This window comes from Rhodanobacter lycopersici, assembly GCF_040812335.1.
GTDB classification, from domain to species: Bacteria; Pseudomonadota; Gammaproteobacteria; order Xanthomonadales; family Rhodanobacteraceae; genus Rhodanobacter_A; species Rhodanobacter_A lycopersici.
Map to the genome: position 1 here is coordinate 166,230 of NZ_JBFOHK010000006.1, position 25,248 is coordinate 191,477.

The 25,248-nt window shown below is 66.0% G+C and carries 22 protein-coding genes and 1 tRNA gene; 7 read left to right on the top strand and 16 right to left on the bottom strand.

Features of this window, described 5'->3' with window-relative positions:
- Positions 1-135: 135 nt before the first annotated feature.
- From ABQJ54_RS18635 to sodB, 15 genes are all read right to left on the bottom strand, one after another.
- Entirely contained in the window at positions 136-330 is a 195-nt protein-coding gene (locus ABQJ54_RS18635; protein WP_367855834.1) for a hypothetical protein, read from the bottom strand.
- Between the two features lie 198 nt (positions 331-528).
- Complete coding sequence (rnhB, locus tag ABQJ54_RS18640; RefSeq protein WP_367855835.1) at positions 529-1,137, bottom strand: ribonuclease HII; 609 nt, start codon at positions 1,135-1,137, stop codon at positions 529-531.
- Positions 1,138-1,357: 220 nt separating this feature from the next.
- The gene (lpxB, locus tag ABQJ54_RS18645) at positions 1,358-2,593 is read right to left on the bottom strand and encodes a lipid-A-disaccharide synthase (protein WP_367855836.1); all 1,236 of its coding nucleotides are present in this window, start codon (positions 2,591-2,593) and stop codon (positions 1,358-1,360) included.
- 130 nt (positions 2,594-2,723) lie between these two features.
- Positions 2,724-3,497 (bottom strand): acyl-ACP--UDP-N-acetylglucosamine O-acyltransferase, encoded by a 774-nt coding sequence (gene lpxA, locus ABQJ54_RS18650; protein ID WP_367855837.1) that lies wholly within the window; start codon positions 3,495-3,497, stop codon positions 2,724-2,726.
- Positions 3,494-3,967, bottom strand: coding sequence for a 3-hydroxyacyl-ACP dehydratase FabZ (gene fabZ, locus ABQJ54_RS18655; protein WP_367855838.1), 474 nt, complete (start codon positions 3,965-3,967; stop codon positions 3,494-3,496). The genes lpxA and fabZ overlap by 4 nt, the downstream gene beginning before the upstream one ends.
- The gene (lpxD, locus tag ABQJ54_RS18660; protein ID WP_367855839.1) at positions 3,960-4,991 is read right to left on the bottom strand and encodes a UDP-3-O-(3-hydroxymyristoyl)glucosamine N-acyltransferase; all 1,032 of its coding nucleotides are present in this window, start codon (positions 4,989-4,991) and stop codon (positions 3,960-3,962) included. Before lpxD ends, fabZ begins: the two co-directional genes overlap by 8 nt.
- A gap of 99 nt (positions 4,992-5,090) precedes the next feature.
- A complete protein-coding gene (bamA, locus tag ABQJ54_RS18665; protein WP_367855840.1) occupies positions 5,091-7,529 on the bottom strand; it encodes an outer membrane protein assembly factor BamA in 2,439 nt (812 codons plus the stop codon).
- 25 nt (positions 7,530-7,554) lie between these two features.
- Positions 7,555-7,710 (bottom strand): hypothetical protein, encoded by a 156-nt coding sequence (locus ABQJ54_RS18670; RefSeq protein ID WP_367855841.1) that lies wholly within the window; start codon positions 7,708-7,710, stop codon positions 7,555-7,557.
- Positions 7,711-7,715: 5 nt separating this feature from the next.
- A complete protein-coding gene (gene rseP, locus ABQJ54_RS18675) occupies positions 7,716-9,062 on the bottom strand; it encodes an RIP metalloprotease RseP (protein ID WP_367855842.1) in 1,347 nt (448 codons plus the stop codon).
- 36 nt (positions 9,063-9,098) lie between these two features.
- Positions 9,099-10,274, bottom strand: a complete 1,176-nt coding sequence (locus ABQJ54_RS18680; RefSeq protein ID WP_367855843.1) for a 1-deoxy-D-xylulose-5-phosphate reductoisomerase — start codon at positions 10,272-10,274, stop codon at positions 9,099-9,101.
- Between the two features lie 15 nt (positions 10,275-10,289).
- The gene (locus tag ABQJ54_RS18685; RefSeq protein ID WP_367855844.1) at positions 10,290-11,108 is read right to left on the bottom strand and encodes a phosphatidate cytidylyltransferase; all 819 of its coding nucleotides are present in this window, start codon (positions 11,106-11,108) and stop codon (positions 10,290-10,292) included.
- A 2-nt stretch (positions 11,109-11,110) separates the two neighbouring features.
- Positions 11,111-11,848 carry a polyprenyl diphosphate synthase gene (gene uppS / locus ABQJ54_RS18690; RefSeq protein WP_367855845.1) on the bottom strand — a complete coding sequence of 246 codons (738 nt, stop codon included), beginning with the start codon at positions 11,846-11,848 and terminating at the stop codon, positions 11,111-11,113.
- A gap of 189 nt (positions 11,849-12,037) precedes the next feature.
- Positions 12,038-12,595, bottom strand: coding sequence for a ribosome recycling factor (frr, locus tag ABQJ54_RS18695; RefSeq protein ID WP_367855846.1), 558 nt, complete (start codon positions 12,593-12,595; stop codon positions 12,038-12,040).
- Between the two features lie 89 nt (positions 12,596-12,684).
- Positions 12,685-13,404, bottom strand: a complete 720-nt coding sequence (gene pyrH / locus ABQJ54_RS18700) for a UMP kinase (RefSeq protein WP_367855847.1) — start codon at positions 13,402-13,404, stop codon at positions 12,685-12,687.
- Positions 13,405-13,538: 134 nt separating this feature from the next.
- A complete protein-coding gene (sodB, locus tag ABQJ54_RS18705; protein WP_367855848.1) occupies positions 13,539-14,117 on the bottom strand; it encodes a superoxide dismutase [Fe] in 579 nt (192 codons plus the stop codon).
- Between the two features lie 109 nt (positions 14,118-14,226).
- On the opposite strand from sodB, the gene grxD reads away from it, so the two are divergent.
- The 7 genes from grxD to ABQJ54_RS18740 all read left to right on the top strand — a co-directional run bounded on the left by grxD (position 14,227) and on the right by ABQJ54_RS18740 (position 24,494).
- Complete coding sequence (gene grxD / locus ABQJ54_RS18710; RefSeq protein WP_367844413.1) at positions 14,227-14,553, top strand: Grx4 family monothiol glutaredoxin; 327 nt, start codon at positions 14,227-14,229, stop codon at positions 14,551-14,553.
- Positions 14,550-15,320 carry an SDR family NAD(P)-dependent oxidoreductase gene (locus ABQJ54_RS18715; RefSeq protein ID WP_367855849.1) on the top strand — a complete coding sequence of 257 codons (771 nt, stop codon included), beginning with the start codon at positions 14,550-14,552 and terminating at the stop codon, positions 15,318-15,320. Before grxD ends, ABQJ54_RS18715 begins: the two co-directional genes overlap by 4 nt.
- Positions 15,321-15,363: 43 nt before the next feature.
- Entirely contained in the window at positions 15,364-15,963 is a 600-nt protein-coding gene (locus tag ABQJ54_RS18720; RefSeq protein WP_367855882.1) for a YhgN family NAAT transporter, read from the top strand.
- Positions 15,964-16,633: 670 nt separating this feature from the next.
- A complete protein-coding gene (locus ABQJ54_RS18725; RefSeq protein ID WP_367855850.1) occupies positions 16,634-19,078 on the top strand; it encodes a TonB-dependent receptor in 2,445 nt (814 codons plus the stop codon).
- Positions 19,079-19,410: 332 nt separating this feature from the next.
- Positions 19,411-22,773 carry a TonB-dependent receptor gene (locus ABQJ54_RS18730; RefSeq protein WP_367855851.1) on the top strand — a complete coding sequence of 1,121 codons (3,363 nt, stop codon included), beginning with the start codon at positions 19,411-19,413 and terminating at the stop codon, positions 22,771-22,773.
- A 175-nt stretch (positions 22,774-22,948) separates the two neighbouring features.
- Complete coding sequence (gene ppnN, locus ABQJ54_RS18735) at positions 22,949-24,349, top strand: nucleotide 5'-monophosphate nucleosidase PpnN (protein ID WP_367855852.1); 1,401 nt, start codon at positions 22,949-22,951, stop codon at positions 24,347-24,349.
- Between the two features lie 68 nt (positions 24,350-24,417).
- Positions 24,418-24,494: transfer RNA gene (locus ABQJ54_RS18740), tRNA-Asn, on the top strand.
- 62 nt (positions 24,495-24,556) lie between these two features.
- On the opposite strand, the gene ABQJ54_RS18745 is transcribed toward ABQJ54_RS18740, so the two are convergent.
- On the bottom strand, positions 24,557-25,144 hold the full coding sequence (locus tag ABQJ54_RS18745) for a GspH/FimT family pseudopilin (RefSeq protein ID WP_367855853.1): 588 nt from the start codon (positions 25,142-25,144) through the stop codon (positions 24,557-24,559).
- Between the last annotated feature and the right edge of the window lie 104 nt (positions 25,145-25,248).

Here is a 25,248-nt window from a genome sequence, read left to right on the forward strand (position 1 = left end):
GGACTCACCGGGTGAGTCCAGGAAGGCTAACCGTGGCGAGGCCCACTCACAAGCTTGACAGCGCGACCGCCAAGTCGCGTGGGCGCGCCCGCGACGCGAGTGATCGTGCAGCGGTGAAGCTGACGGCGGTCGGCTTCAGCTCACGCGGAAGCGCTCGTCTTCGTCGGGCTTCACGTAGTGCTCAAGGCCATTCACCAGCAGGGGCTGGTGGTTGTAGTCGGAGTGCGGCAGGCCCGGCTTGGCGCTTGCGGCAGCGGTGACCTGGCTGGTGGGCAGCGGGACACTGGGCGGCGGCAAGTCGCCGGGGGGGCGATTGGTCGGAAGCATCATGGCACGACTCCTGCGGTTCGTTGGCGCGGGCGGTCATGCGGTGACGATGCCTGCCACCGGCATGGCCGGTGCGTCCATGCGGGCGATGATCCCGATCACTATGATGCGTCCGATCAAGGCAGGGTTGCAGGCGATTTTCTGCACGTTTCGGCGTGTCTGCCGTGGTCTCGCGTTCGTGCAGGGACGCCTGCGAGGCCGTCAGAACAATACGCCCTGGTCAAGCCATTGGCGTACCGGCGCGAAGCTGCGCCGGTGCTGCACGCAGGGCCCGAGCCGTTGCAGCGCAGCCAGGTGGGCGGGCGTGGGGTAACCCTTGTGCACCGCGAAGCCGTAGCCGGGATGGGTGACGTCGAGTGCCACCATCAACCGGTCGCGGGTCACCTTGGCGAGGATGGAGGCGGCGCTGATCGCCGGCTCCAGCGCGTCGCCGCCCACGATGGCCCGGCCGGAGCAGGGCAGATCCTTCGGCAGCTTGTTGCCGTCCACCAGCGCCTCCTGTGCGGCGGGCGCGAGGCCGGCCACGGCGCGACTCATTCCGGCCATGGTGGCCTGGAAGATGTTGAGGCGGTCGATCTCCCCGGCCTCCACTATCACCACGCAATGCGTCAGCGCGCGTTCGATGATTTGCGGGTACAGCGCCTCGCGCCGCTTCTCACTGAGTTTCTTGGAGTCGTCCAGGCCGGCGATGGGGCGTATGGGGTCGAGGATCACCGCGGCCACCACCACGGGGCCGGCCAGCGGGCCGCGGCCGGCCTCGTCCACCCCCGCTCTTAAAAAAACCGTGTTGACCGAAGTCGGGGTATTCATGCTCACCAAAATGTCGATAAGTGCAGACCCGCACGGCACGTTCGCCTCCTCTCCCCTCCGGGGAGAGGATTGAGGAGAGGGGCCGGGCTTGCGATGGATTGGATCAGAGCGTGCTTTGACCCAACCCGATTGCAACGTGTCCCTCACCCCAGCTCTCTCCCCGGAGGGGAGAGGGAGAAAATCATGCGCCTCCTCTTTCTTCCGAGGAGAAGGAGAAAAGCTATGCCTCTCCCCCCAAGGAAGGGGGAGATGATTCGTGCTGCATCAGCTCCCCGATCGCCCCAGCCGCCGCATCCGCCGCGCTGCCATCCAGATCCGCACGCAAGGCTCGATGCAACTGCTCGAACGCCGCCACGATGGCGCCGCGGCGCTCGCTGTCGTTGAACAGCGCCAGGGTCGCGTCCGCGAGTTTTGCGGCGGTGCAGTCGTCCTGCATCAGCTCGGGCACCAGCATCACACGCTCGCCCATGCCGCAGGCACGGGCGAGGATGTTCGGCAGCGCGTAGACGTCGGTCTTCAGCATGCGCAGCAGTTTCGCGACGCGGTAACTGGCGGGTGAGACGCGGTAGCCCACCACCATCGGCCGCTTGGCCAGCATCGCCTCCAATGTGGCGGTGCCGGAGGCCAGCAGCACCACGTCGGCGGCCTGCATGGCCTCGTGGGCATGGCCGTACAGCAGCAGCGGCGCGACGGCATCCTGCGGAAACCTGGCGAGCAGGGCGCGCAACTGTTCCAGCATGCGCGGGTTGGCGGCGGGAACCACCACGCGCAGACCGGGCAGGGCGCTGGCGACGCGGCGCGCGGCGTCGAGGAAGGGCTCGCCCAGCCGGGCCAGCTCGCTGACGCGGCTGCCCGGCAGCACGGCCAGCACCGGTGCGTCCTGCGGCAGCTGCAGTGCTTCGCGGGCGGCGGCGCGGTCGGACACCAGCGGGAAGCGGTCGGCCAGCGGATGGCCAGTGAAGCGCGCATCGACGCCGTGTCGCGCGTAGATCGCCGGCTCCATCGGGAACAGGCACAGCACGCGGTCGGCCGAGCGACCGATCTTTTCGGCGCGGTGCTCGCGCCAGGCCCACACCGAAGGGCTGACGTAGTGCACGGTGCGCAGGCCGGCCTGTTTGAGCCGCTGCTCCACGCCAAGATTGAAATCCGGTGCGTCGATGCCGATCACCGCGGCCGGTTTCGCGGCGAGCAGGCGCGCGACCAGTTCCTTGCGCAGCCTGAGCAGGCGCGGCAGGTGCGACACCACCTCGGCAAAGCCGAACAACGACAGCTCGCGGATGTCGTACCAGGACTCGAAGCCTTGCGCCTGCATGCGCCTGCCGCCGATGCCGACGAAGCGCGCATCCGGATAGCGCTTGCGCAGCGCGACGAGCAGGTCGGCGCCGAGCTGGTCGCCGGAGTCTTCGCCGGCGAGGAGGGCGATGAGGGGGGATTCGGTCGACGCGACGCTGCTCATGCGCGCAAGTGTAGTGCCTGGCTTATGAACTTGCGGGCGAGCGAAACGCTTTGCCCGATCCCGAGCCATGGCTCGACGAGCCAGAGCGCGTGCCTGATTTGCCGATATGCGGGACGCATATCGGCGACGCTTATCGAGCGAGCGCCCTCTCGCTGCGGTCGATGAAGTCGAGCATCGCGCGCACGTCGGCGCTGTCCTGTGCCAGCTGGGCAAGCTGCTCGCGGGCCTCGGGCAGCGACAGGCCGGCCATGTACAGGGTGCGGTAGGCGCGCTTGATCGCGGCGATGCGCGGGCTTTCGAAGCCGCGGCGCTTCAGGCCTTCGCTGTTGATGCCGCGTGGGCGGCCGTGCTGTTCGTTCGCCATCATCAGGAACGGCGGCACGTCGGAGCCGACCAGGCAGCCCATCGCGATGAAGGCGTGCGCGCCCACCTTGCCGAACTGGTGCACGCCGGCGTAGCCGGAGATGATGACCCAGTCGCCGATTTCCACGTGTCCGGCCAGCGCCGAGTAGTTGGAGAACACCACGTGGTTGCCGATCTGGCAGTCATGCGCGATGTGCACATAGGCCAGCAGCCAGTTGTCGTCACCGATGCGGGTGACGCCACCGCCGTCGCCGGTACCACGGTTGATGGTGACGAACTCGCGGATCAGGTTGCGGTCGCCGATCACCAGTTCGGTGCGCTCGCCGCGCCACTTCTTGTCCTGCGGATCGCCGCCGATGGAGGCGAATTGGGCGATGCGGTTGTCGCGGCCGATCCGGGTCGGTCCCTCGATCACCACGTGCGGGCCAATCACCGTGCCGTCGCCGATTTCCACGTCGGCCCCCACCACGCTGTAAGCGCCGATGCTGACGTTGGCGCCGATCTTCGCCGTCGGGTCGATCTGCGCAGTGGCGTGGATCATTTGTCCGACCTCGCCGCGCACATCAGCTCGCAGCTGGCCACTTCCTTGCCGTCCACCAGCGTGCGCGCGGCGAACAGGCCCATGCCGCGCATCACGCGCTTCACCGACACCTCCAGCCGCAGCTGGTCGCCCGGCACCACTGGCGCGTTGAAGCGCGCGTTGTCCACCTTGACCAGGTAGAACAGCGGGCTGGCGTTGTTGCCCTTCATGCGGTTGCTGAGCTGGGTGAGCAGGCCGGCGGCCTGCGCCATCGCCTCCACGATCAGCACGCCCGGCATCACCGGGTGGCCCGGAAAGTGGCCGTTGAAGAACGGCTCGTTGATGGTGACGTTCTTCAGCGCCACCACGCTCTGGTCGGGCACGATCTCGATCACCCGGTCGACCAGCAGGAACGGATAGCGGTGCGGCAGCAGCTGCTGGATCTGTTCCACGTTCACCGGCAGGGTCACGGTCGCGGCGTTGTCACTCATCGTTCTTGTCCTTCTCCAGCGCCGCGAGACGGCGCGCGAAATCATCCAGGTGCTTGAAGCGGGCGGCACTCTTGCGCCACTGGCGGTTGTCCTGCAGCGGGGTGCCGGAGGAATACTCGCCCGGCTCGCGTATCGAGTGCGTGACCAGGCTCTTGGCGGTAATGGTAACCCGGTCGGCGAGTTCCAGATGGCCCAGCACGCCGGCATTGCCGCCGATCATGCAGTAGCGGCCGATCTTCGCGCTGCCCGCCACTGCGGCGCAGCCGGCCATGGCGGTGTGCGCGCCCACGTGCACGTTGTGCGCGATCTGGATCTGGTTGTCCAGCCGCACATCCTCTTCCAGCACGGTGTCGTCAAGCGCGCCGCGGTCGATGGTGGTATTCGCGCCGATCTCGCAGTCGTCGCCGATGCGCACGCCGCCGAGCTGAGGGATCTTCACCCAATGGTCGCGCTCGAAGGCGAGGCCGAAGCCATCCGAACCGATCACCGCACCAGGGTGCACCAGTACGCGCTTGCCCAGGGTGACCCGCGCCACCAGGGTGACCCGCGCCACCAGGCGCGACTGCGCACCCACCGTGCAGTCCTCGCCCACGATGCAGTGCGGACCGAGCACGGCGCCCTCGCCGATCACCGCGCCGGCGGCGACCACGCAGCAGGGGCCGATGCTGGCGCCTGCGCCGACCGTCGCGGTGCCGTCCACCACGGCGGAGGGATGGGTGCCGGGCGCAGCGGCGGGCAGGCGTTCGAACAGCGCGGCGACTTTCGCGTAGGCCACGTAGGGATCGGCGGCGACGAGGGCGTCGACCGGACAATCGGCGAGGTGTTCCTCGCGCAGGATCACCGCACCGGCGCCGGTGGCGGCCAGTTGCGCGGCATACTTGCCGTTGGAAAGGAAGGTCAGCTGGCCGGCGCCGGCATTGGCGAGCGTGGCGACACCCTCGATGCGGCGACTGCCCTCGCCACGCAGGCGCAGGTCGAAGCGTTCGGCCAGTTCGGCGAGAGTGTGGCTGAGTTGCTGGCTCAAGGGGTGCTCCTCGGGGGACGGCCATTGTATCGGCCATGCGCCAAAACGCGAAAAGCGCGGCTTGCCGCGCTTTTCGCCGTGCGACAAGTTCCCCTTCGATCAGAACGTGGAGCCGAAGGTGAACTGGATGCGCTCCTCGTAGTAGCCGTCGCCCGGCTGGGTGCGGAACGGCAGCGCGAAGTTGATGATCATCGGGCCCATCGGCGACTGCCAGTGCAGCGACAGGCCGGTGGAGGCGCGCAGCGTCTTGGGAGTGAAGCTGTCCCAGTTCGCGTAAGCGTTGCCCGTGTCCACGAACCAGGAGACGCGCGCGGTGTTGACGTCCTTGAGGAAGGGCAGTGGCAGGTACAGCTCGGCCGTGCCCAGCACCTTGAGCGCGCCGCCGATCGGCTGGGCGTAGTTGTAGTAGCTGTTGTTGCAGTAGCTGCCGCTGTTCGGGGCAACCGTGCCGGTGCCGCCGCAGAGGCGCGGACCCAGGGTGTTGTCCTGGAAGCCGCGCACGTCGGTCACGCCGCCGGAGTAGAAGTTCTCCCAGAACGGGAAATCATTGCGCATGTCGGTGATGACGTGGTTGGGGTCGGCCGCGAGGCTGGCCTTCTGCAGCGCCTCGAGCTGATCATCGCTGATGCCGTTCTGGCCGTAGGTCTGGCCGTACTGGACCACGCCGTTGAGGTAGAGCACGAAGCCGTGGCCGATCGGCCAGTAATGGTTCGCCTGGGTGGTCAGTTTCCAGTACTTCACGGTGGAACTGGGCAGCGCCACTTCGGAGCTCACTGACAACTGGCCGCCGCGGGTGGGCGCCCAGTAGCCGTTGCGGGTGTCCATGCTCCAGCCGAAGGTGCCGATCACCGAGTGGACGGTGTCGTGGCCGATTTCGTCCTGGTAGTCGATCAGCTGCTGCGGCGTGTAGCCGGGGATGGAGTTGACCTTGTTGCTGCTGAGGCCGATGCCGGCGCGCAGGCTCTGGAAGTCGGTGATCGGGATGCCGAGGTAGGTGGAGAACGCGCGCTGGCTGGTGGAGTAGTCGGCGAACTCGCCGTTGTCCACGTCGTTGTAGTCGGTCTTGGAGTAGGTGAGGTTGTAACCGATGCCTACGCCGTTGTCGGTGAGGTAGGGGTTGTAGTAGGTGGCGTTGTAGCGGGTGTAGTAGGCGCTGCGTTCGCCGCCCACCGACACCGTGTCGCCGCTGCCGAACAGGTTGCGCTCCGACACCGAGGCGGACAGGATGATCCCCGAGTACTGCGAGTAGCCCACGCCGAACTGCAGGCTGCCGGCGGATTGTTCCTCGACCTTCACGGTGACGTCCACCTGGTCGTCGGAGCCCGGCACCCGCTTCTTGTCGATGTCGACCTTCTTGAAGTAGCCCAGCTGCTGCAGGCGGATCTTGGAGCGGTCGATCAGCGCCTGCGAGTACCAGGAACCCTCGAGCTGGCGCATCTCGCGCCGCATCACGTTGTCCTCGGTGAGCGTGTTGCCCTGGAAGATCACCCGACGCACATACACGCGCTGGCCCGGCTCGATGTATAGCGTGAGGTCGACCGTGCGCTTTTCCTTGTCCAGTTTCGGATACGGCGTGACCTTGGCGTAGGCATAGCCGATATTGGCCAGCAGCGCCTTGATCGCCTTGGTGCTGGCTTCGATCGCGCCGCGGTTGAACACCTCGCCGGGCTTGACGAACACCAGCTGGCGCAGCGTGGCTTCCGGCAGCACCAGGGTGCCGAGCAGCTTCACGTCGGCAATCTTGTAGACCTCGCCTTCCTTCACGTCGGCGGCGATGTACATCGACTGCTTGTCCGGCGCGATCGTCACCTGGGTGGAATCGATGCCGAAGTCGGCGTAACCGCGGTTCATGTAGTAGGACTGCAGCTTTTCCAGGTCGCCCTTGAGCTTGTCCTGCGAATACTGGTCGTTTTTCGAATACCACGACATCCAGTTCGGCGTACCCAGCTCGAAATCGTCGCGGATCGCCTTGTCGGTGAATGCGTGGTTGCCGGCGATGCTGATCTCCTTGATCTTCGCCACCTGGCCTTCGCGGATCTCGATGTCGATCGCCACGCGGTTGCGTTCCAGCTTCACCACGTGCGGGATCACCGTGACGCTGTACTTGCCGCGGTTGTAGTACTGGCGGATCAGTTCCTGCTGCACGTTGTCCAGCGCCAGCCGGTCGAAGGTCTCGCCCTCGGCCAGGCCGATCGACTTCAGGCCCTTCATCAGATCGTCGGTCTTGATGTCCTTGTTGCCGCGGATGGTGAGCTTGGCGATCGAGGGGCGTTCCACCACCTTGATCACCAGGATGTTGCCGTCGCGCTCCATTTCCACGTCGCTGAAGAACTTGGTCTGGTACAGCGCGCGGATCGCCCGTTGCGCCATGGCGTCGGTCATGCGGTCGCCGCGGCTGACCGGCAGGTAGTTGAACACCGTGCCGGCGGAGATGCGGGTGAGGCCGTCGATGCGGATGTCCGAGATCACGAACGGATCGAAGGCGAACGCCTTGGCGGAGAGGGAGGCAAGCAGGAGCAGGGCGGCGATACGCTTCATCGTCGGTTCCGGTGGATGGTTTCGATCAGGCCGCCGGCCCGATCAAGGCACGCGACAGGGCAAGCCCCTGCCGCGAGAAAGAGCAGGTGCCCGCAAGGGGCACCGGATGCAGCAAGCCACCGCGCGACAGCGCGGCCGGCACGAACATTTGCGGCGTCGACGAACCGTGGGTGCGGATCATCGACGTCACGACAGCAACAGGCGATGGATGTCGTTGTAGAACACCAGGCCCATCAGGCTGAACAGCAGCACCAGCCCGATGTACTGGCCGATCGCCATGGCCTGTTCACTGAGCGGGCTGCCCTTGAGCAACTCGATAAGGTAATACAGCAGGTGGCCGCCATCCAAGACGGGGATGGGCAGCAGGTTCAGCACCGCCAGGCTCAACGAGACCATGGCGAGGAACTGCAGGAACCAGGCCAGGCCCATGTGGGCGGTGGCATTGGCCATCTGCGCGATGCCGATCACGCTGGACAGGTTCTTGGGCGAGGCCTCGCCGCCCAGCATCTTGCCGACCATACTGAAGGTCTGCGTGAAGTTGCGCCAGGTGCCCTTCAGTGCGGCACCGAACGCGCGCAGCGGGCCGTAGCGCAGCGTGGCGGCTTCCATCGGCGGCGCGCCGATGCCGATCATCCAGTCGGTAGGCTGGCCCTGCAGGGACTCGCGCTTCGCCACGACTTCCAGCGGGATCGTCCGGCCGTTGCGCTCGACCACGATCGCCAGCTTCGGCGACGCGGCCGCGCTCTGCTGCACCAGCTTGCCGAGCGTCTCGAAGTCCGGAGCCGGCTTGCCGTCCACGCTGAGGATGCGGTCGCCGCCCTGCATGCCGGCCAGCGCGGCGGGTTGGCCGTCCAGCACGGTGGCGGCCACGGGGGGCGCAGGCGCTGCTTGCAAACCCAGGGTGACGAGGTACTGATCGATGGTCTGGCCGGGCGGCAGCTGGTCCAGCGGCAGCAGCACCTGCCGCTGCGCACCGTCGGGATCGCGTACGGTCAACGGCAGCGGGGTGCGACCCAGCAGGGCATTGCCGATCGCATCCAGCGAATCGCCCATGGTGCTCACTTTATGGCCGTCGATGCTGAGGATGCGGTCGCCCGGCTGGATCCCCGCCACCGCCGCCATGCTCTGCGGCCTGGCGGTGACGATCGGTGCCGCGTCGGGCCGGCCCAGCATGAACATCAGCCACAGCGCGATCACGGTGAAGATCAGGTTGAAGCCCGGTCCGGCCAGCACGATCAGGATGCGCTTCCACACCGGCTGAACGGTGAACTCCTGGCCCTGCAGCTGCGGCGGCACCACGCCTTCGCGCGCGTCCAGCATCTTCACGTAGCCGCCCAGCGGGATCGCGGCGATCCAGTATTCGGTGCCGTCGCGGCCGATGCGTTTCCACACCGCCTTGCCGAAGCCCACCGAGAAGCGCAGCACCTTGACGCCGCACCGGCGCGCGACCCAGTAGTGGCCGAACTCATGGAAGGTCACCAGCACGCCGAGCGTGACCAGCAACCAGAACACCGAGCCGAAAAAGGAAGTCATCAAACGCCGTGGCAGGAATCTATCGGTGACAGGATATCAGCAAGCGCGTCGCAGCTGACGCCGGGCCGCAGCCCGCGCCTCGCTGTCGCGCGCGACCAGAGACTCCACATCGACCACGGCTTGCGGCGGCAGTTCCGCAAGCACGCCTTCCACCACCTCGGCGATCGCCAGGAAGGGCACGGTGCCGGCCAGGAAGGCTTCCACCGCCACCTCGTTCGCCGCATTCAGGATCGCGGGTGCGTCGCCGCCCGCGCGCAGCGCCTGGAAGGCGAGGGCGAGGCAGCGGAAGGTGTCCAGGTCCGGCGCCTCGAACTGCAGCGCGCCGGCAGTGGCGAGGTCCAGCGGCGTCACGCCCGCTTCGACGCGTTCCGGCCAGGCCAGCGCATGGGCGATCGCGGTGCGCATGTCGGGGTTGCCGAGCTGGGCCAGCACCGAGCCGTCCACGTATTCCACCAGCGAGTGCACCAGGCTCTGCGGGTGCACCAGCACCTCGATCGCGTCGGCCGGCGCGCCGAACAGGTGGTGCGCCTCGATCACCTCCAGGCCCTTGTTCATCAAGGTGGCCGAATCCACCGAGATCTTGCGGCCCATCGACCACTTGGGATGCTTGCAGGCCTGGTCGGGCGTCACCGCCGCCAGGTCGGCGCGCGTGCGGCCGCGGAACGGGCCGCCGGAGGCGGTGAGGATCAGCCGGCGCACGCCGCTGGCACGCAGGCCAGGGCGGCCGCCGGGCAGGCACTGGAAGATCGCGTTGTGTTCGGAGTCGACCGGTACCAGTTCGCCACCGCCGACGCGCAGCGCCTCCAGCAGCAATGGACCGGCCAGCACGATGGATTCCTTGTTCGCCAGCAGCAGGCGCTTGCCGGCGCGTGCGGTGGCGAGGGTGGAAGCCAGTCCTGCGGCGCCGACGATGGCGGCCACCACGGTGTCGCACAGGTTGCCGGCCACGGCCGTGGTCAATGCATCGTGGTCGCTGGCCACTTCGCAGCGCACGCCTGCGACGGCGAGTCGGCGTGCCAGCTCGCCTTCCAGCGCGGGATCGGCGATCACCGCCAGTTCGGGACGGAAACGTTCGCACAGTCCGGCCAGCGCGCCCACGTTGCGATGCGCGCTCAGCACGCTGGCGCGGAAGCGGTCCGGATGCCGCGCGATCACGTCCAGCGTGCTGGCGCCGATCGAGCCGGTGGCGCCGAGAACCGCAACCTTGTTCATGGCCGCCGCCTCATCTCACAACCCCAGCAGCCGCAGGCCCAGGGCGAACACCGGCAGCGCCGCGAACACGCTGTCCAGCCGGTCCAGCAGGCCGCCGTGGCCGGGGAAGATGGTGCCCGAATCCTTGATGCCGGCATGGCGCTTCATCAGGCTTTCCAGCAGGTCGCCCACGATAGAGACGCTCACCGCGAACAAGGCCAGCACGCCAAGGCCGAGCAGCGCCGTGCCGCGCACGGCCAGCAGCCAGCCGCCGGCCAGCGCCACCAGCATGCCGGCGGCCAGCGCGCCATAAGCGCCGGCCCAGGTCTTGCCGGGGCTGATCTGCGGGGCCAGCTTGCGCCTGCCGAAGGTGCGGCCGCTGAAATATGCGCCGATGTCGGCGGCCCACACGATCACCAGCGCCAGCAGCATCCACCAGTGGCCATGCGGCTCGCGGCCGTGCAGGTCGATCAGCGCGATCCACGCGGGGAACATCACGAAGGCGCCGGCCGCAAGCTTCAATGCGCGGTTTTCCGGCGTCGGCGCGGCGCCGAAGGCGAAATGGCGCAGCCATGCGCAGGCCGCCAGCCACCAGGCCACGCCCAGTACCAGCAGCAACGGCGTCAGCATGCCGGCGTGCATCGTCCACAGCAGCACGAACAGCACGGCGGCAAACGCGAGCAGGGCGATGCGCGGGGCCGGCTTCTGCACGCCAGCGAGGCGGGCCCATTCCTCCAGCGCGCCCAGGAACACCACGGCGCCGGCCAGGGCGAGCCACGGCGTGGGTAGCAGCAGGATGATGGCGATCGCCAGCGGCGCGAGCAGCAAAGCGGTGAGGACGCGCTGTTGCAACATGCTTACCCCTTGTCCGTGGCGACCTGATCGCCGGTGCGGCCGTAGCGGCGTTCGCGCCGGCCGTAGTCCTCGATGGCCCGGTGCAGGCTGGCCTGGTCGAAGTCCGGCCACAGGGTATCGGTGAAATGCAGTTCGGCATAGGCCGCCTGCCACAACAGGAAGTTGCTGAGCCGGCATTCGCCGCCGGTGCGGATGAACAGGTCCAGCGGCGGCAGCTCGGCCAGACACATCCGGGAACCCAGTACGGCCTCGTCGATCGCCTCGGCGCGCAGTTCGCCGCGTCCCACCGCGGCGGCAGCGTCGCGCGCGGCCTGCACGATGTCCCAGCGGCCGCCGTAGTTCACGGCAATGTTGAGGTGCAGTTTGCGGTTGCCGGTGGTGCGTGTCATCGCGGCCTGCATGCGCTCGCGCAGCGGCTGGTCGAACGCGGCAAGGTCACCCACGAAGCGCAGCCGCACGCCCTGGGCGTGCAGTTCATCGGTTTCCTTGTCCAGCGCCCGCACGAACAGTGTCATCAGCGCACCGACTTCTTCCTCGGGACGCCGCCAGTTCTCGCTGGAGAAGGCGAACAGGGTCAGTGCCTCGACACCTTCGCGTAGGCAGCCTTCCACCACCTCGCGCACCGCCTTGCGGCCAGCGTTGTGGCCGAAGCTGCGCGGCCGGTGGCGCGCCTTCGCCCAGCGGCCGTTGCCGTCCATCACGATGGCGATGTGGCGGGGTATGGCGGGTCTGGAGGTCATGGCTTGGCTTGGGCCGGTCCTTCCCCGGTCGGGAAAAAGCTGCCCCGGAGGGGCGGGTGGTCACGGCGTTGTTGCAAGCGGGCCCCTCTCCCTCGGGCCTCTCCCCGGTGAGAAAGGAAAACGCATGGTGCCGTGCAGGTCCGCGGCGTCAGGTGTGTCCCGGCGCCGCGATCTGGCCGAAGCCTTGCGTCACATGGACATCAGCTCGTCTTCCTTGGCTTTCACCACGCCGTCGACATCCTTCACGAAGCGGTCGGTGAGCTTCTGGATCTCGTCGTCGGCGCGGCGCTCCTCGTCCTCGCTGATCTGCTTGTCCTTGAGCAGGTCCTTCACCTTCTGGATCGCGTCGCGGCGCACGTTGCGGATCGCGATCTTCGCGCTCTCGCCCTCGTGCGACACGTGCTTGGCCAGCTCGCGGCGACGCTCCTCGGTGAGCGGCGGCATGTTGAGGCGGATCACGGTGCCGGCGGTGGTGGGCGTGATGCCGATGTCCGAGGCCAGGATGGCCTTCTCGACCGGGCCGACCAGGCTCTTGTCGAACGGCGTGATGATGATCGAGCGCGAGTCGCCCAGGGCGACCGAGGCCACCTGGTTCAACGGCATTTCCGAGCCGTAGGCAGGCACCTTGATGCCGTCCACCAGCGCGGTGCTGGCGCGGCCAGTGCGCAGGCGGGTGAGTTCGTGCCTGAGCGCGTCGATGCTCTTGCCCATGCGGGTCTGGGCATCGGTCTTGATGTCGTTGATCATGGGCGTTTCCCGGTGGAACTGGACAGCCGGCGAGTATAGCAGCGCAAGCCGCCGCGGCCGGGCGTGGGCGGTGGCCGGCCGCGGGATGGTCAGTTGCGGACCAGAGTGCCCACCGGTTCGCCGCGCATGATGCGCATCAGGTTGCCCGGCACCGTCATGTCGTAGATGCGCAGCGGCATGTCGTGGTCGCGGCACAGCGCGATCGCGGCGGTGTCCATCACCTTGAGGTTGCGCTGGATCACCTCGTCGTAGCTCAGCTCGTCGTAGCGCGTGGCATCTGGGTGGCGGGCAGGGTCGGCGGTGTAGACGCCGTCGACCTTGGTGGCCTTGAGCAGGAGGTCCGCACCGATCTCCACCGCGCGCAGGGCGGCGGCCGAGTCGGTGGTGAAGAACGGGTTGCCGGTGCCGGCCGCGAACAGCGCGATGCGGCCCTTCTCGATGTGGCGGATCGCGCGGCGGCGGATGAAGTCCTCGGCCACGTCGTGGATCTGGATCGCGCTCATCACGCGGGCGTAGCCGCCGCGCTTCTCGATCGCGTCGGCCATCGCCAGCGCGTTCATCACGGTGGCCAGCATGCCCATGTGGTCGCCGGTGACGCGGTCCATGCCGGAGGCGGCCAGGCCCTCGCCGCGGAAGATGTTGCCGCCGCCGATCACCACACCGACTTCCACGTCAGCCTTGCGCACCGCGATGATCTCGTCGGCCAGCCGGCCGATCACCTTCGGGTCGATGCCGTAGTCGGCCTCGCCCATCAGCGCTTCGCCGGAGAGCTTGAGCAGGATGCGGCGGTACTGGGGCTGGTCGCTCATGGAATCTCCGGATTGTGTTGGCGCAAACCGGCGCATTGTAGCGATTGCAGCTTCCTGCGGCGAGTTTGCGCAAATGCCGGGCACGAAAAAGGCGGAGCCGGGACGGCTCCGCCTTTTTCGTGCCGATGACTGGATCAGGCGAGGTTCTTCGCCGCGAATTCCCAGTTGACCAGGTTCCAGAACGCTTCCAGGTACTTCGGGCGGGCGTTGCGGTAGTCGATGTAGTAGGCGTGTTCCCACACGTCCACGGTGAGCAGCGGCTTGTCGCTGCCGGTGATCGGCGTGGCCGCGTTGGAGGTGTTGACGATGCCCAGCGCGCCATCCGGTCGCTGCACCAGCCAGGTCCAGCCCGAGCCGAAGTTGCCGGCGGCGGACTTGGTGAACTCCTCCTTGAACTTCTCGAACGAGCCGAACGCCTTGTCGATCGCGTCGGCCAGCTTGCCGGTGGGCTCCTTGCCGCCCTTCGGGCTCAGCGAGTTCCAGTAGAAGGTGTGGTTCCAGATCTGCGCGGCGTTGTTGAACACGCCGCCGGAGGACTTCCTGATGATGTCTTCCAGGGCGGCGCCCTCAAACTCGGTACCCTTGATCAGGTTGTTGAGATTGGTCACATAGGCCTGGTGGTGCTTGCCGTAGTGGTACTCCAGCGTCTCGGCGGAGATGTGCGGTTCGAGCGCGTTCTTTTCGTAGGGCAGCGGGGGGAGTTCGATCGCCATGAGTGGCTCCTTGAGGGTGGCTGGGAGAAGAGGCGCGGCGGCATCGGTTGCCGTTGAACGGCTGATACAATACCGGTTCGCCTGCATTGTAAAGATGAAGTATCCAGCCATGGACGTAAACGAGCGAATCAAGTCGCTGCTCGCCGCGCACCCGATCGTGCTCTTCATGAAGGGCACGCCGGAGTTCCCGATGTGCGGTTTTTCCAGCCGCGCCGCGCAGGCGCTGCAGCAGGCCGGCGCGCCGTTCCATGCAGTGAACGTGCTGGCCGATCCGGAGATCCGCGCCGCGCTGCCGCACTACGCGAACTGGCCGACCTTCCCGCAGCTGTTCATCGAGGGCGAGCTGATCGGCGGCTGCGACATCGTGGTGGACCTGCAGGCTTCCGGCGAGTTGGCGCGCATGGCCGGCGACGTGACCGGGGCGGCGCAGGAATGACGCTGCCGACCGCGCGTCTTCCCGCGGGCTGGACGCCTGCATGCGATACGCTGGCCAGTCGCGTGGTGCTGGTCACCGGCGCGTATGGCGGCCTGGGCGGTGCGGTGGCGCGTGCGGCGGCACGCGCCGGCGCCACCGTGGTGGTCAGCGGCAAGCGCAAGCGCCAGCTGGAGCAGTTGTACGATGCGATGCTGGCCGAGGGTCTCGCCGAGCCGGTGATCCATCCACTCGACATGGAAACCGCCACGCCGCGCGAATACGCCGCGCTGGCCGATGGGCTGCGCCACGATTTCGGCCGGCTGGATGGCATCGTGCACTGCGCTGCCAGTTTCGCCGGGCTCACGCCGATCGCCATGCACAAGCCCGACGACTGGCTGCGCGCGATGCACGTCAACGTCAATGCGCCGTTCGCACTGACCCAGGCCTGCCTGCCGCTGCTGCAGGAGGCAGCCGACAGCGCGGTGGTCTTCGTGCTGGACGATCCGGCACGGCTGGCGCGTGCGCACTGGGGGGCGTATGGCGCCTCGAAGGCGGCGCTGGAGCGTTTCACAGCCATCCTGCACGAGGAAACCGACGAGAGCCCGCTGCGCGTGCACGCGCTGCTGCCCGCGCCGATGCGCACCCGGCTGCGCCGGCAGGCTTATTTCGGCGAGGACACCATGCGGCACCCGTTGCCGGATGCGGCGGCGGAAGCCGTGGTCTGGCTGCTCGGCGCGCAGGGGATGGCCGCGCGCGGCCGCGTGCTCGATCTGCGGGAGGCGGCATGACGAGCTGCCACCGCCGGACAGGGGCGCACTGATGGAAACGCAGATGACCACCTTGGCGGCGGGAATCATGCTGTTCCTGATCATGGACCCGCTGGGCAACATCCCGATCTTCCTCAGCCTGCTCAAGGACGTGCCACCCAGGCGCCGCCGCCGCGTGATGGTGCGCGAACTGCTGATCGCGCTGGGCGTGCTGCTGGGCTTCCTGATAGGCGGGCAGGGGTTGTTGAACCTGCTGCAGCTGAAGTCCGATTCGATCAGCATCGCCGGCGGCATCGTGCTGTTCCTGATCGGCATCCGCATGGTGTTCCCGCCGGCGGACGGCGGCGGCATCTTCGGCAAGTCCGGCGGCGGCGAACCCTTCATCGTGCCGATGGCGATCCCCGGCGTGGCCGGTCCCTCGGCGATGGCGGCGCTGCTGCTGCTCACCAACACCCAGCCGGGGCGCACTGCCGACTGGGCGATCGCACTGATCGGCGCCTGGCTGGCCACGGCGGTGATCCTGCTGTGCTCCACCTATCTGTTCCGCTGGCTGGGCGAGAGCATGCTGACCGCGCTGGAACGCGTGATGGGCATGCTGCTGATCGCCCTGTCCGTGCAGATGTTCTTGGGCGGCGTGGCAGCCTATCTGCACCTGCGGCTCTGACCAGTTGGGCTGCCGATCGCGACAGAGAACTTCTTGCCGCGTCCGCTACTGGTGGGCACGAGTGGTGGGCATGCCCGGCTTGCAGCGAGTGGCTGTCAAACGGCGGGATCGTGCGATGCATTCCGGCGGATCGCCCGCTGCAGGCGACGGCCAATCGCGCCATCGTGCGACATGGTCCTGCGGGATTTTGATTTGCCAATGGCTGGTGCCATGTGTCCGGTGCGGTGCACCAGGTCGATGACACTTGCGTGCGGGTGATGGCAATTGTAAAAATGCTGTCAGACAAGCTCGCCAAAATGCTAACATTGGCGTAGGGATTCCACGGGCGAATCCAGAGGTTTGGCGGTCGAGGCGGGATTTTCCCCACAAGGCCGCAAGGGCAATAGCCACATTCATCCACCTGACCTGACGGTCGGGTTTTTTTGCGCCCGAAGAAATCGTTTTTTCTTGCATGAACAGCAAGAAATTGGTGGATGCGATGAGGCCCTGCAGTGACTGACGTGCTTCCCCGCGGAGTGCGTGCGTGTGATCCGCATGGATTGCATGACCAAGCGGGGAGCGCCAGCAGGGGACCGCGAGGATCGGCATGGCGGCCTTCGCGTTGCCGTTTGGTTCCTCCGGGTCTGCAGGTCGAATCCGAATGAAAATCCAACCATGGGGTTCTGACGTAATGAAACGAAATCATCTTTCCCTGGCCATTGCGCTCGCCTGTTGCATGGCCTCGGGCCTGGCGCTGGCACAGACCACGGCAAGCCAGGCCGGCACGGGCACGACCAACCCGCCCAAGCAGCAGCGCACCAGCGTATCGAGCACGTCGAACACCACGACCTCGAACGATACGCGCCGTGTACAACAGCTCTCCGGGGTCACGGTGCAGGCCCAGAGCCTCGCACTGGGCGGCGGCCTGATGGAGGTGCAGACCGCGCCGAAGGCGGTCTCCACGATCACCCGTGACGCGATCGTCAAGGCGGCACCGGGCGGTACCTTCGTGCAGGTGATCGACAGCATTCCTGGGGTGAACGCGTCCACCGACGACTACACCGGCCTGGCCAACGGCAACTACCAGATCCGCGGTTTCACCAGCGACGAAATCGGCACCACCGTGAACGGCGCGCCGGTCAATGACAGTGGCAACTACAAGGTTTATTCGACCGAGTACGGCGATGCCGAGAACTATGGCGACATCACCGTGCTGCAGGGGTACCCCGACGTGGATACCCCGATCTCCGGCGCGGCCGGCGGTTCGATCGCCTGGGCCACCATCGATCCGTCGCATACCGCGGGCGTGGACTTCAGCCAGACTCTCGGCAGCAACGACTACCGCCGTACCTTCCTGCGCTTCAATACCGGCGATACGGGTCCGGTGCGTTCATGGCTGTCGTATTCGAACAACACGGCCGACTTCTGGCGCGGTCCCGGCAATTCGAACGTGACCAAGGTGGACGGCAAGTCGTTGTGGACGATCGACGACGACAACTCCATCTCGGCCTCGTTCCAGTACAACCGCGAGCGCGGTTATTCCTACGACAGCCTGACCAAGGCCCAGGCCCAGCAGAACTACTTCCAGAGCTATGACCCGCAGCTGACCAGCCCGACCGACAAGAACTACTGGATGCTGCACACCAATCCGTTCGTCAGCTGGATGGCCAGCATGGACGGGGAGTTCAAGCTCAGCGACAACCTGCATCTCTCGGTCGTGCCGTACTTCTGGTACGGCAATGGCGGCGGCGGCGGCGGCTACATCTTCACCGAATCGACCAAGATCCAGAACAGCCTCGGCTATGCCGATGCCGACGTGAACAACGACGGCAAGATCGGCGGCTCGGCCCTGGCCTACGATGTTTCCCAGACCTTCACCTTCCGTCCCGGCATCATCGCCAAGCTGAATCAGGACTTCGGCGAGAACGACAGCCTGGAATACGGCTTCTGGTACGAGCGTCCGCGCCAGCAGCAGCAGGAGGTGTTCACGCCGACCGCCGACGGCGTGCCTTCCGATTTCTGGGGCACCACGGATCTGATCCGTTATTCCAATGGCGTGGTGCAGCGGCTCTACCGCGAATACACCGTCTCCGATACGCGCAAGGTCTTCGCCACCAATACCTGGACCCCGAACGACCAGTGGACCATCACCGCCGGCGCCGCTTACCTGTGGGAGCAGCGTCGTGGCTACGACTTCGAGAACTGGGGCAGCGAGGACAGCAACCCCGAGTACGCGCAGTACGGCGGCTATTTCGGCAAGACCTACCACAAGGTCAGCCCGACGGTCGGCGTCAAGTATCAGATCGACGACCGCAACCAGCTGTATCTCGGTGCCGGCCAGACCTTCCGTGCGCCCATCAATGGCGCGCTGCTGCAGAACGCGGCGGTGGCGGAGAACCCCAAGAATGCGGCCAACGCCGCCGCGGGCGCCTACAACAACAAGCCCGAGACGGCCACCACGCTGGATCTGGGCTGGCGCTACTACGGCGACCGGTTCTCGGGCAACGTGGATGCATACGAATCGCATCTGAACAACAAGCAGGTGTCCGGCTATGACGAGAACACCAACGAGACGGTCTACCTCACCCTGCCCAAGATGAAGATGCGCGGTCTGAGCGCGGAGGGCAGCTACAAGCTCACCGACGACTGGACGGTGTATGCCAACTACTCCTACCAGAAGGCAACCCTGGAAGCTGACCTCGACAGCTTTGGCGACGGTATCTACAACACCAAGGGCAAGACCTTCCTCAACACGCCGAAGAATTCCGGCTATATCCGCCTCGGTTATGACCATGGCATGTTCTGGGCCAACCTGGATGCCAAGTACCGCGGCCCCATCTGGGGCGACTGGTCCAACACCGAGAAGGTGGGCGGCTACACGGTGCTCAACTTCAGCTCGGGCGTACGCCTGCCGGACTTCGCCAGCTGGCTCCGGAAGCCGTATATCAAGCTCAACATCTTCAACCTGGCCGATCGCCATGCGCTGACCAACGCCAACAACATCGGCGCCTTCCTGGCCAGCAACCCGGACAAGATCAAGGACCAGGACGGCAACACGCTGTACGCTTCCGCGCCGTACTACTCGCTGCTCGAGGACCGCACCTACATGATCACGTTCGGCGCCTCGTTCTTCTGACAAGCGAACCAGGACGCCGCGAAAGCGGTGTTCCCGAAGCCGCCTCCCCCGGGAGGCGGCTTTTTTTTGGCCCCGTGTCGCCGCAAGGGCGGCTTTCCTTGCGATCCCGCCTCGCGAATCGCAAGTGAATGCGTCATTTACGCTAAAAAGTTACGATTCTGTAATATGATGCGACTACATTCGTCGTGATGGGTCCGGGCCGGCCGCCGCGCCGCGCACTCCGGGATCATCAAGTTATTCCAGTGGAATCAGTTTCTTAGAACGGCAAGAGGGGTGGCCCCTCTGCGCTGGTCCAGTGCTTTTCTTGCGAATCTCTCAGGGGTCGAATCTCGATGAACAACAGTTTGCGCACCAAGCTCCTGCCAGTGGCCATCGCCACGTTGCTGGCCGCCGCGCCCGTGCTGGCCCAGGACACCTCCTCCTCGATCAGCGGCCGCGTGCTCGACGCCAGCGGTCAGCCGGTCACCGGCGCTACCGTGCAGATCGTGCATGAGCCGTCGGGCACTACCAAGATCACCACCACCGATACCAACGGCCGCTATACGGCGCAGGGTCTGCGCGTGGGCGGTCCGTTCGACGTTACCGTGTCCAAGGCCGGCATGGCCCAGAGCGAGCAGAAGAACGTCTATCTGCAATTGGCGCAGGACACCGCGGTCAACCTGACCATGGGCGCGGAGCAGATCAAGGAGGCGAAGAACCTCAGTGGCGTCACCGTGTCGGCCAGCGCCCTGGCGCAGACCTTCACGCCAGACAACAAGGGCATGTCCACCAACGTCTCGCAGCGCGAGCTGCAGGCGGCGCCTTCGCCGGGCCGCTCGATCGCCGACATCGCCCGCCTCGATCCGCGCGTGAGCATCTCGGACCGCGGCGAAGGCGCGATCTCCACGATGGGCATGAACAACCGCTACAACGCGATCACCGTGGACGGCGCCGGCGTGGGCGATCCGTTCGGCCTGAATTCCAACGGCATGCCGTACATCGGCTCGCCGATCTCGGCCGACACCATCGAGGAGTACAACATCTCCACGGCGAACTTCGACGTCGCCTCCGATACCGTCGGCGCCAACATCAATGCGGTCACCAAGAGCGGCACCAACGACTTCCACGGCTCGGTGTATTACGCCTACCGCAATGCGGACAAGCTGGTCGGCACTGCGGGCTGGCTGGACAAGGGGCAGCCGGGTTACGACTACGCCGGCTACAACCATGACTGGACCGCGGGCGCCACGCTGGGCGGCCCCATCGTCAAGGACAAGCTGTTCTTCTTCGTCAACTACGAGAAGGAGAAGACCGTCGGCCTGGGCGCCGACTCGGCCAACGGCCTCGACTCCACGCTTGGCAATGGCGCGTCCACTTCCAACAAGGTGTCGCCGGGCGACCTGCAGCGCATCATCAACGCCGCCAACGCGCTGGGCCTGAAGCCGGGCAACTTCAGCGGCGGCAATGTGGACCTGCTCGACGAGCGCTACCTGGCCAAGCTGGACTGGAACATCACCAACGATCACCGCGCCAGCTTCAGCTACCAGCGCACCAAGGAGGTCCAGCCCATCGTGCAGGGCAATTCCAGCAACTCGATCGGCTTGACCAGCTACTGGTACACCAAGAACAGCGACACCAAGAATGCGGTGCTGCAGTTCTTCGACGACTGGAGCCAGGATTTCTCCACCGAAACCAAGCTCGGCTATCGCCAGTTCTCGCAGGTGCGCACCGTGGCCGAGCAGCAGCCGCAGGTGTTCGTCGATGTGGGCTTCAGCACGAACCCGAAGACCGGCAAGCAGACCGGTTCCACCCCCTACGTCGACCTGGGCGAGGACCAGTACAGCCATTACAACGTGCTGAACATCAAGACCTGGAGCCTGTTCGAGGCGGCCACATGGTACCTGGGTGACCACACCCTGAAGGGTGGCGTCGACTTCCAGCAGAACAAGATCTACAACCTGTTCGGCCGCACCGAGTTCGGTGCATACACTTTCTTCGGCATCGACAATTTCGAGAAAGGCATCTACGACTCGTACAACATCTACCAGCCTTCGCCGGGCTATACGCTCAACGACGTGGCGGCGCAGTGGACGTTGCGCCAGACCAGCCTGTTCCTGCAGGACACCTGGCAGGTGAACAACAACCTGTCGGTGCAGTACGGCATCCGCGTCGACCAGGCCAACACGAGCGACCGCCCGGTCTACAACCCGGCGGTAACCAAGACGTTCGGCATCGATGCGAATGGCCAGGTCGTGGCCAACTACCAGCCGGGTAGCAACGTCACCCCGCTGCGCAACGACAACACCATCGACGGCTTGCGCATCATCGAGCCGCGCCTGTCGTTCAACTACGCATTCGACACCCAGCTGATGACCCAGTTGCGCGGTGGCTTCGGCCTGTTCCAGTCCAACCCGCCGACGGTGTGGATGACCAATCCGTTCCAGAACAACGGCGTCACCACCACCGTGTATCAGGTGTACAACGACTACGGCGACCAGCCGGGACAGGGCAACAGCCTGCCGGTGTTCAGCCCGAATCCGTTCGGCCAGAACCTGCCGCCGCCGACGAGCAGCCAGATGGGTGTGGACACCATCGACCGGAACTTCAAGCTGCCTTCCGTGTGGAAGTACAGCCTGGCGCTCGATCGCGAGCTGCCGTGGTGGGGTACCGTGTTCTCGGCCGAGTACCAGTACATCAAGGTGCGTGACGGTATCTGGTATCAGATGCTCAACCTCGGCTCGCCCACGGGCACGATGCCCGATGGCCGCAACCAGTACTGGAAGACGCCGGGCGAGGCCGGTGCCAGCGCCGATGCGCGGGCCAACGCGAGCAAGAACTTCACCTACAACTCCACCTATCTCACCAATACCCACAAGGGCCATGCCGACGCACTGACCCTGTCGTTGAAGAAGCCGTTCTCCGACAACTGGTTCGGCAGCCTGGGCGTGACCTTTGGCGATTCCACCGAGGTCAACCCCGGCACCTCCAGCCAGGCCAGCTCGAACCTGTCCAACAGCGCCTGGGTGAACCCGAACGACGAGACGGTGTCGCGTTCCAATCGCGCGGTGCGTCAGCGGGTCAACGCGTCGATCACGTGGCAGCACCGCTTCTTCGGCGACTATGTCACCAGCATCAGCGCGTTCTACGATGGTCATACCGGCCAGCCGTACAGCTGGACCTTCGGCAACGACGCCAACGGCGACGGCTTCGGCCAGGGTACCGATCTGGTCTATATCCCGCGCAACGGCGAAGTGACCCTGCTGCAACCGAACGGCCAGCCGGCCACGGCTGCGCAGATCCAGCAGTTCTACAGCTTCATCCAGAGCGACAAGTACCTGAGCAAGCATCAGGGCCAGATTGCCAACCGCAACGCCGCCACCGCTGCGTGGGTCAACGATCTGGACCTGAGCTTCCGCCAGGAAATACCGGGCATCTTCAAGGGCAACAAGGGCGAGGTCCGCCTGGACGTCTACAACGTGCTGAACCTGGTCAACAAGCGCTGGGGGCAGGAGCGCGACCTCGGCTTCTACCAGACGCGCAACCTGGCCGACTATGCCGGTGTGGGTGTCGACGGCAAGTACATCTACAAGCTCTACACGGACAAGTACGGCAACTACCAGCCGGAACAGCTGACGGTATACGACGCCGGCACCTACACCAAGACCAACGTGGTGTCGCGCTGGTCGGCGATGCTGACGGTCCGCTATACGTTCTGACCAGGTTGCACCCTGGTGCGTCACCGAAAGCCGGCGCCCGCAAGGACGCCGGCTTTTTTCGCACGCACATCGCGCCACCGCTTCGTCTTGACGGCGCCGCGGTCGAGGCAGGAAGCTTCGGTGTTGCCGCATCCGCGCGGGCGTGTGCCCACGGGACAGTGGCGTGGAGATACTGATGAATGATGCAGGTGCCGGCGTTGCCGGCAGCAACGCCACCGTGAGCGCGCGCATTTCGCCCGCCGGTGGCCTGGACATACTTTCCCGTCACGAGGTGGCGCGCCTGCGCGGCGCCAGCGACTCGGGCCTGCATGCGCTGCTGCGCCGCTGCGCGCTGGCGGTGCTCACCTCGGGTGCGATCAGCGACGATCCGCGGGCGATCCTTGAGCAGTACCCGGACTTCGACATCCAGGTGCTGCAGCAGGACCGCGGCATCAAGATCGAGCTGACCAAGGCGCCGGCGCAGGCCTTCGTGGACGGCCAGATCATCCGCGGCATCAACGAGCTGCTGGTGGCGGTGGTGCGCGACATCGTCTACGTGTCCACCCAGCTGGAGCAGATCGGCGGCGACCTCGAACCGTCCGACGCGCTGACCCAGGTGGTCTTCGAGATCCTGCGCAACGCGCGCATCCTCAAGCCTTTCATCGACCCGAACCTGGTGGTGTGCTGGGGCGGCCATTCGATCTCGCGCGAGGAGTACGACTACACCAAGGCGGTGGGTTACCAGCTCGGCCTGCGCGGCATGGACATCTGCACCGGCTGCGGCCCGGGCGCGATGAAGGGGCCGATGAAGGGCGCCACGATTGCGCATGCCAAGCAGCGGCGCCGTAACAACCGCTACATCGGCATCACCGAACCGGGCATCATCGCGGCCGAGTCGCCGAATCCGATCGTCAACCAGCTGGTCATCATGCCGGACATCGAGAAGCGCCTCGAGGCCTTCGTCCGCATGGGCCACGGCATCATCGTGTTCCCCGGCGGCGTGGGCACGGCGGAGGAGATCCTCTACCTGCTGGGTATCCTGCTGCACCCGGACAACGCGGGCGCGCCGTTCCCGCTGATCCTCACCGGGCCGAAGCAGTCGGCACCGTACTTCGAGCAAATCGACAAGTTTCTGCGGCTCGTGCTGGGCGACACGGTGGCGCAGCACTACCAGATCATCGTGGACGACCCCACCGCGGTGGCGAAAGCGATGGCCAAGGGCATCGACAAGGTGCGCAACAACCGCCTGGACACGAAGGATGCGTTCTTCTTCAACTGGGCGCTGCGCATCCCGCTGGAATTCCAGACCCCGTTCCGCCCCACCCATGAAGCGATGCGCGGCCTGCAGCTCCGCCACGGTCGCCCGCTGCACGATCTGGCGGCGGACCTGCGTCGCGCGTTTTCCGGCATCGTGGCCGGCAATGTGAAGGAGGAGGGCGTGCAGGCGATCGAGCAGAACGGCCCGTTCGACATCGATGGCGACCGCGACATCATGCAGGCGCTGGACAAGCTGCTGCGGGCCTTCGTGGAACAGCACCGCATGAAGCTGCCCGGTGGCGCGGCCTACGTGCCCTGCTATCGCGTGATCACCGGCTGAAAGAAAGCGCCGGATACGATCCGGCAACTTGACAGCCCGGCGTCCAATCTACAAACTACGCAGCTCCCGCCCGAATAGCTCAGCTGGTTAGAGCACTTGACTGTTAATCAGGGGGTCGTTGGTTCGAGTCCAACTTCGGGCGCCAGACAGATGAAAAGGCCGGCAGCAATGCCGGCCTTTTCGCATGTGTGCCACCCAGGCCCACAATCACTGCGCTGCGGCGCAACTGGCGGCCTGTTCGGCGCTGGCCTTGGCGCCACGGATGCGGCCGGAATTCGAGATCACCACCACCAGCGTCTGGTCCGGCTGGCCGCGGCGGCAGATACGCAAGGTGTTGGTCATGCCACTGGCGCTGCCGTCGTTCTGGAAGCGCACGAACCGGCGTCCGCTGTCGCCGAGAATGGTGACGCCCGTGTAACCGGGCCCGGTGCGCAGTGGCGCGGCATCAGGTTGACCCTTGCGAGCCGTATCGTGACCGATCAGCCAGCCGGATTCCCAACGTGTCTCGCCGCTGCACTGCGCACCATCGCGGCTGGGGCAGAGCAGGGTTGGCCTGCCGCTGAAAGCCGCGGTGCTGCGCGTGTGCTGCAGGGCGGCGATGAATTCCGTCTGCGCCAGTTGCACCTGGTTGCGCCGGAACAGCTGCGTCAACGACGGCGTGGCGATGGCGGCCAGCACGCCGAGAATCGCCACCAGCATGATCTGCTCGATCAGCGTGACGCCAGACTGTCTTTCACGGAAGCCGCAAGCCTGCCGCATCGCCATGATGCGCTCCTGCACGGGCGGGAGGGTCATGCTAGGAAGGCCGGTCCGTGCGGCCAGCCGGTCGCCGGAGGGCCGCGGCGTCGGCTTCTGCTGACAGGGCTTGTCAGCAGCGGCGATTTAATATGCGGGCATCT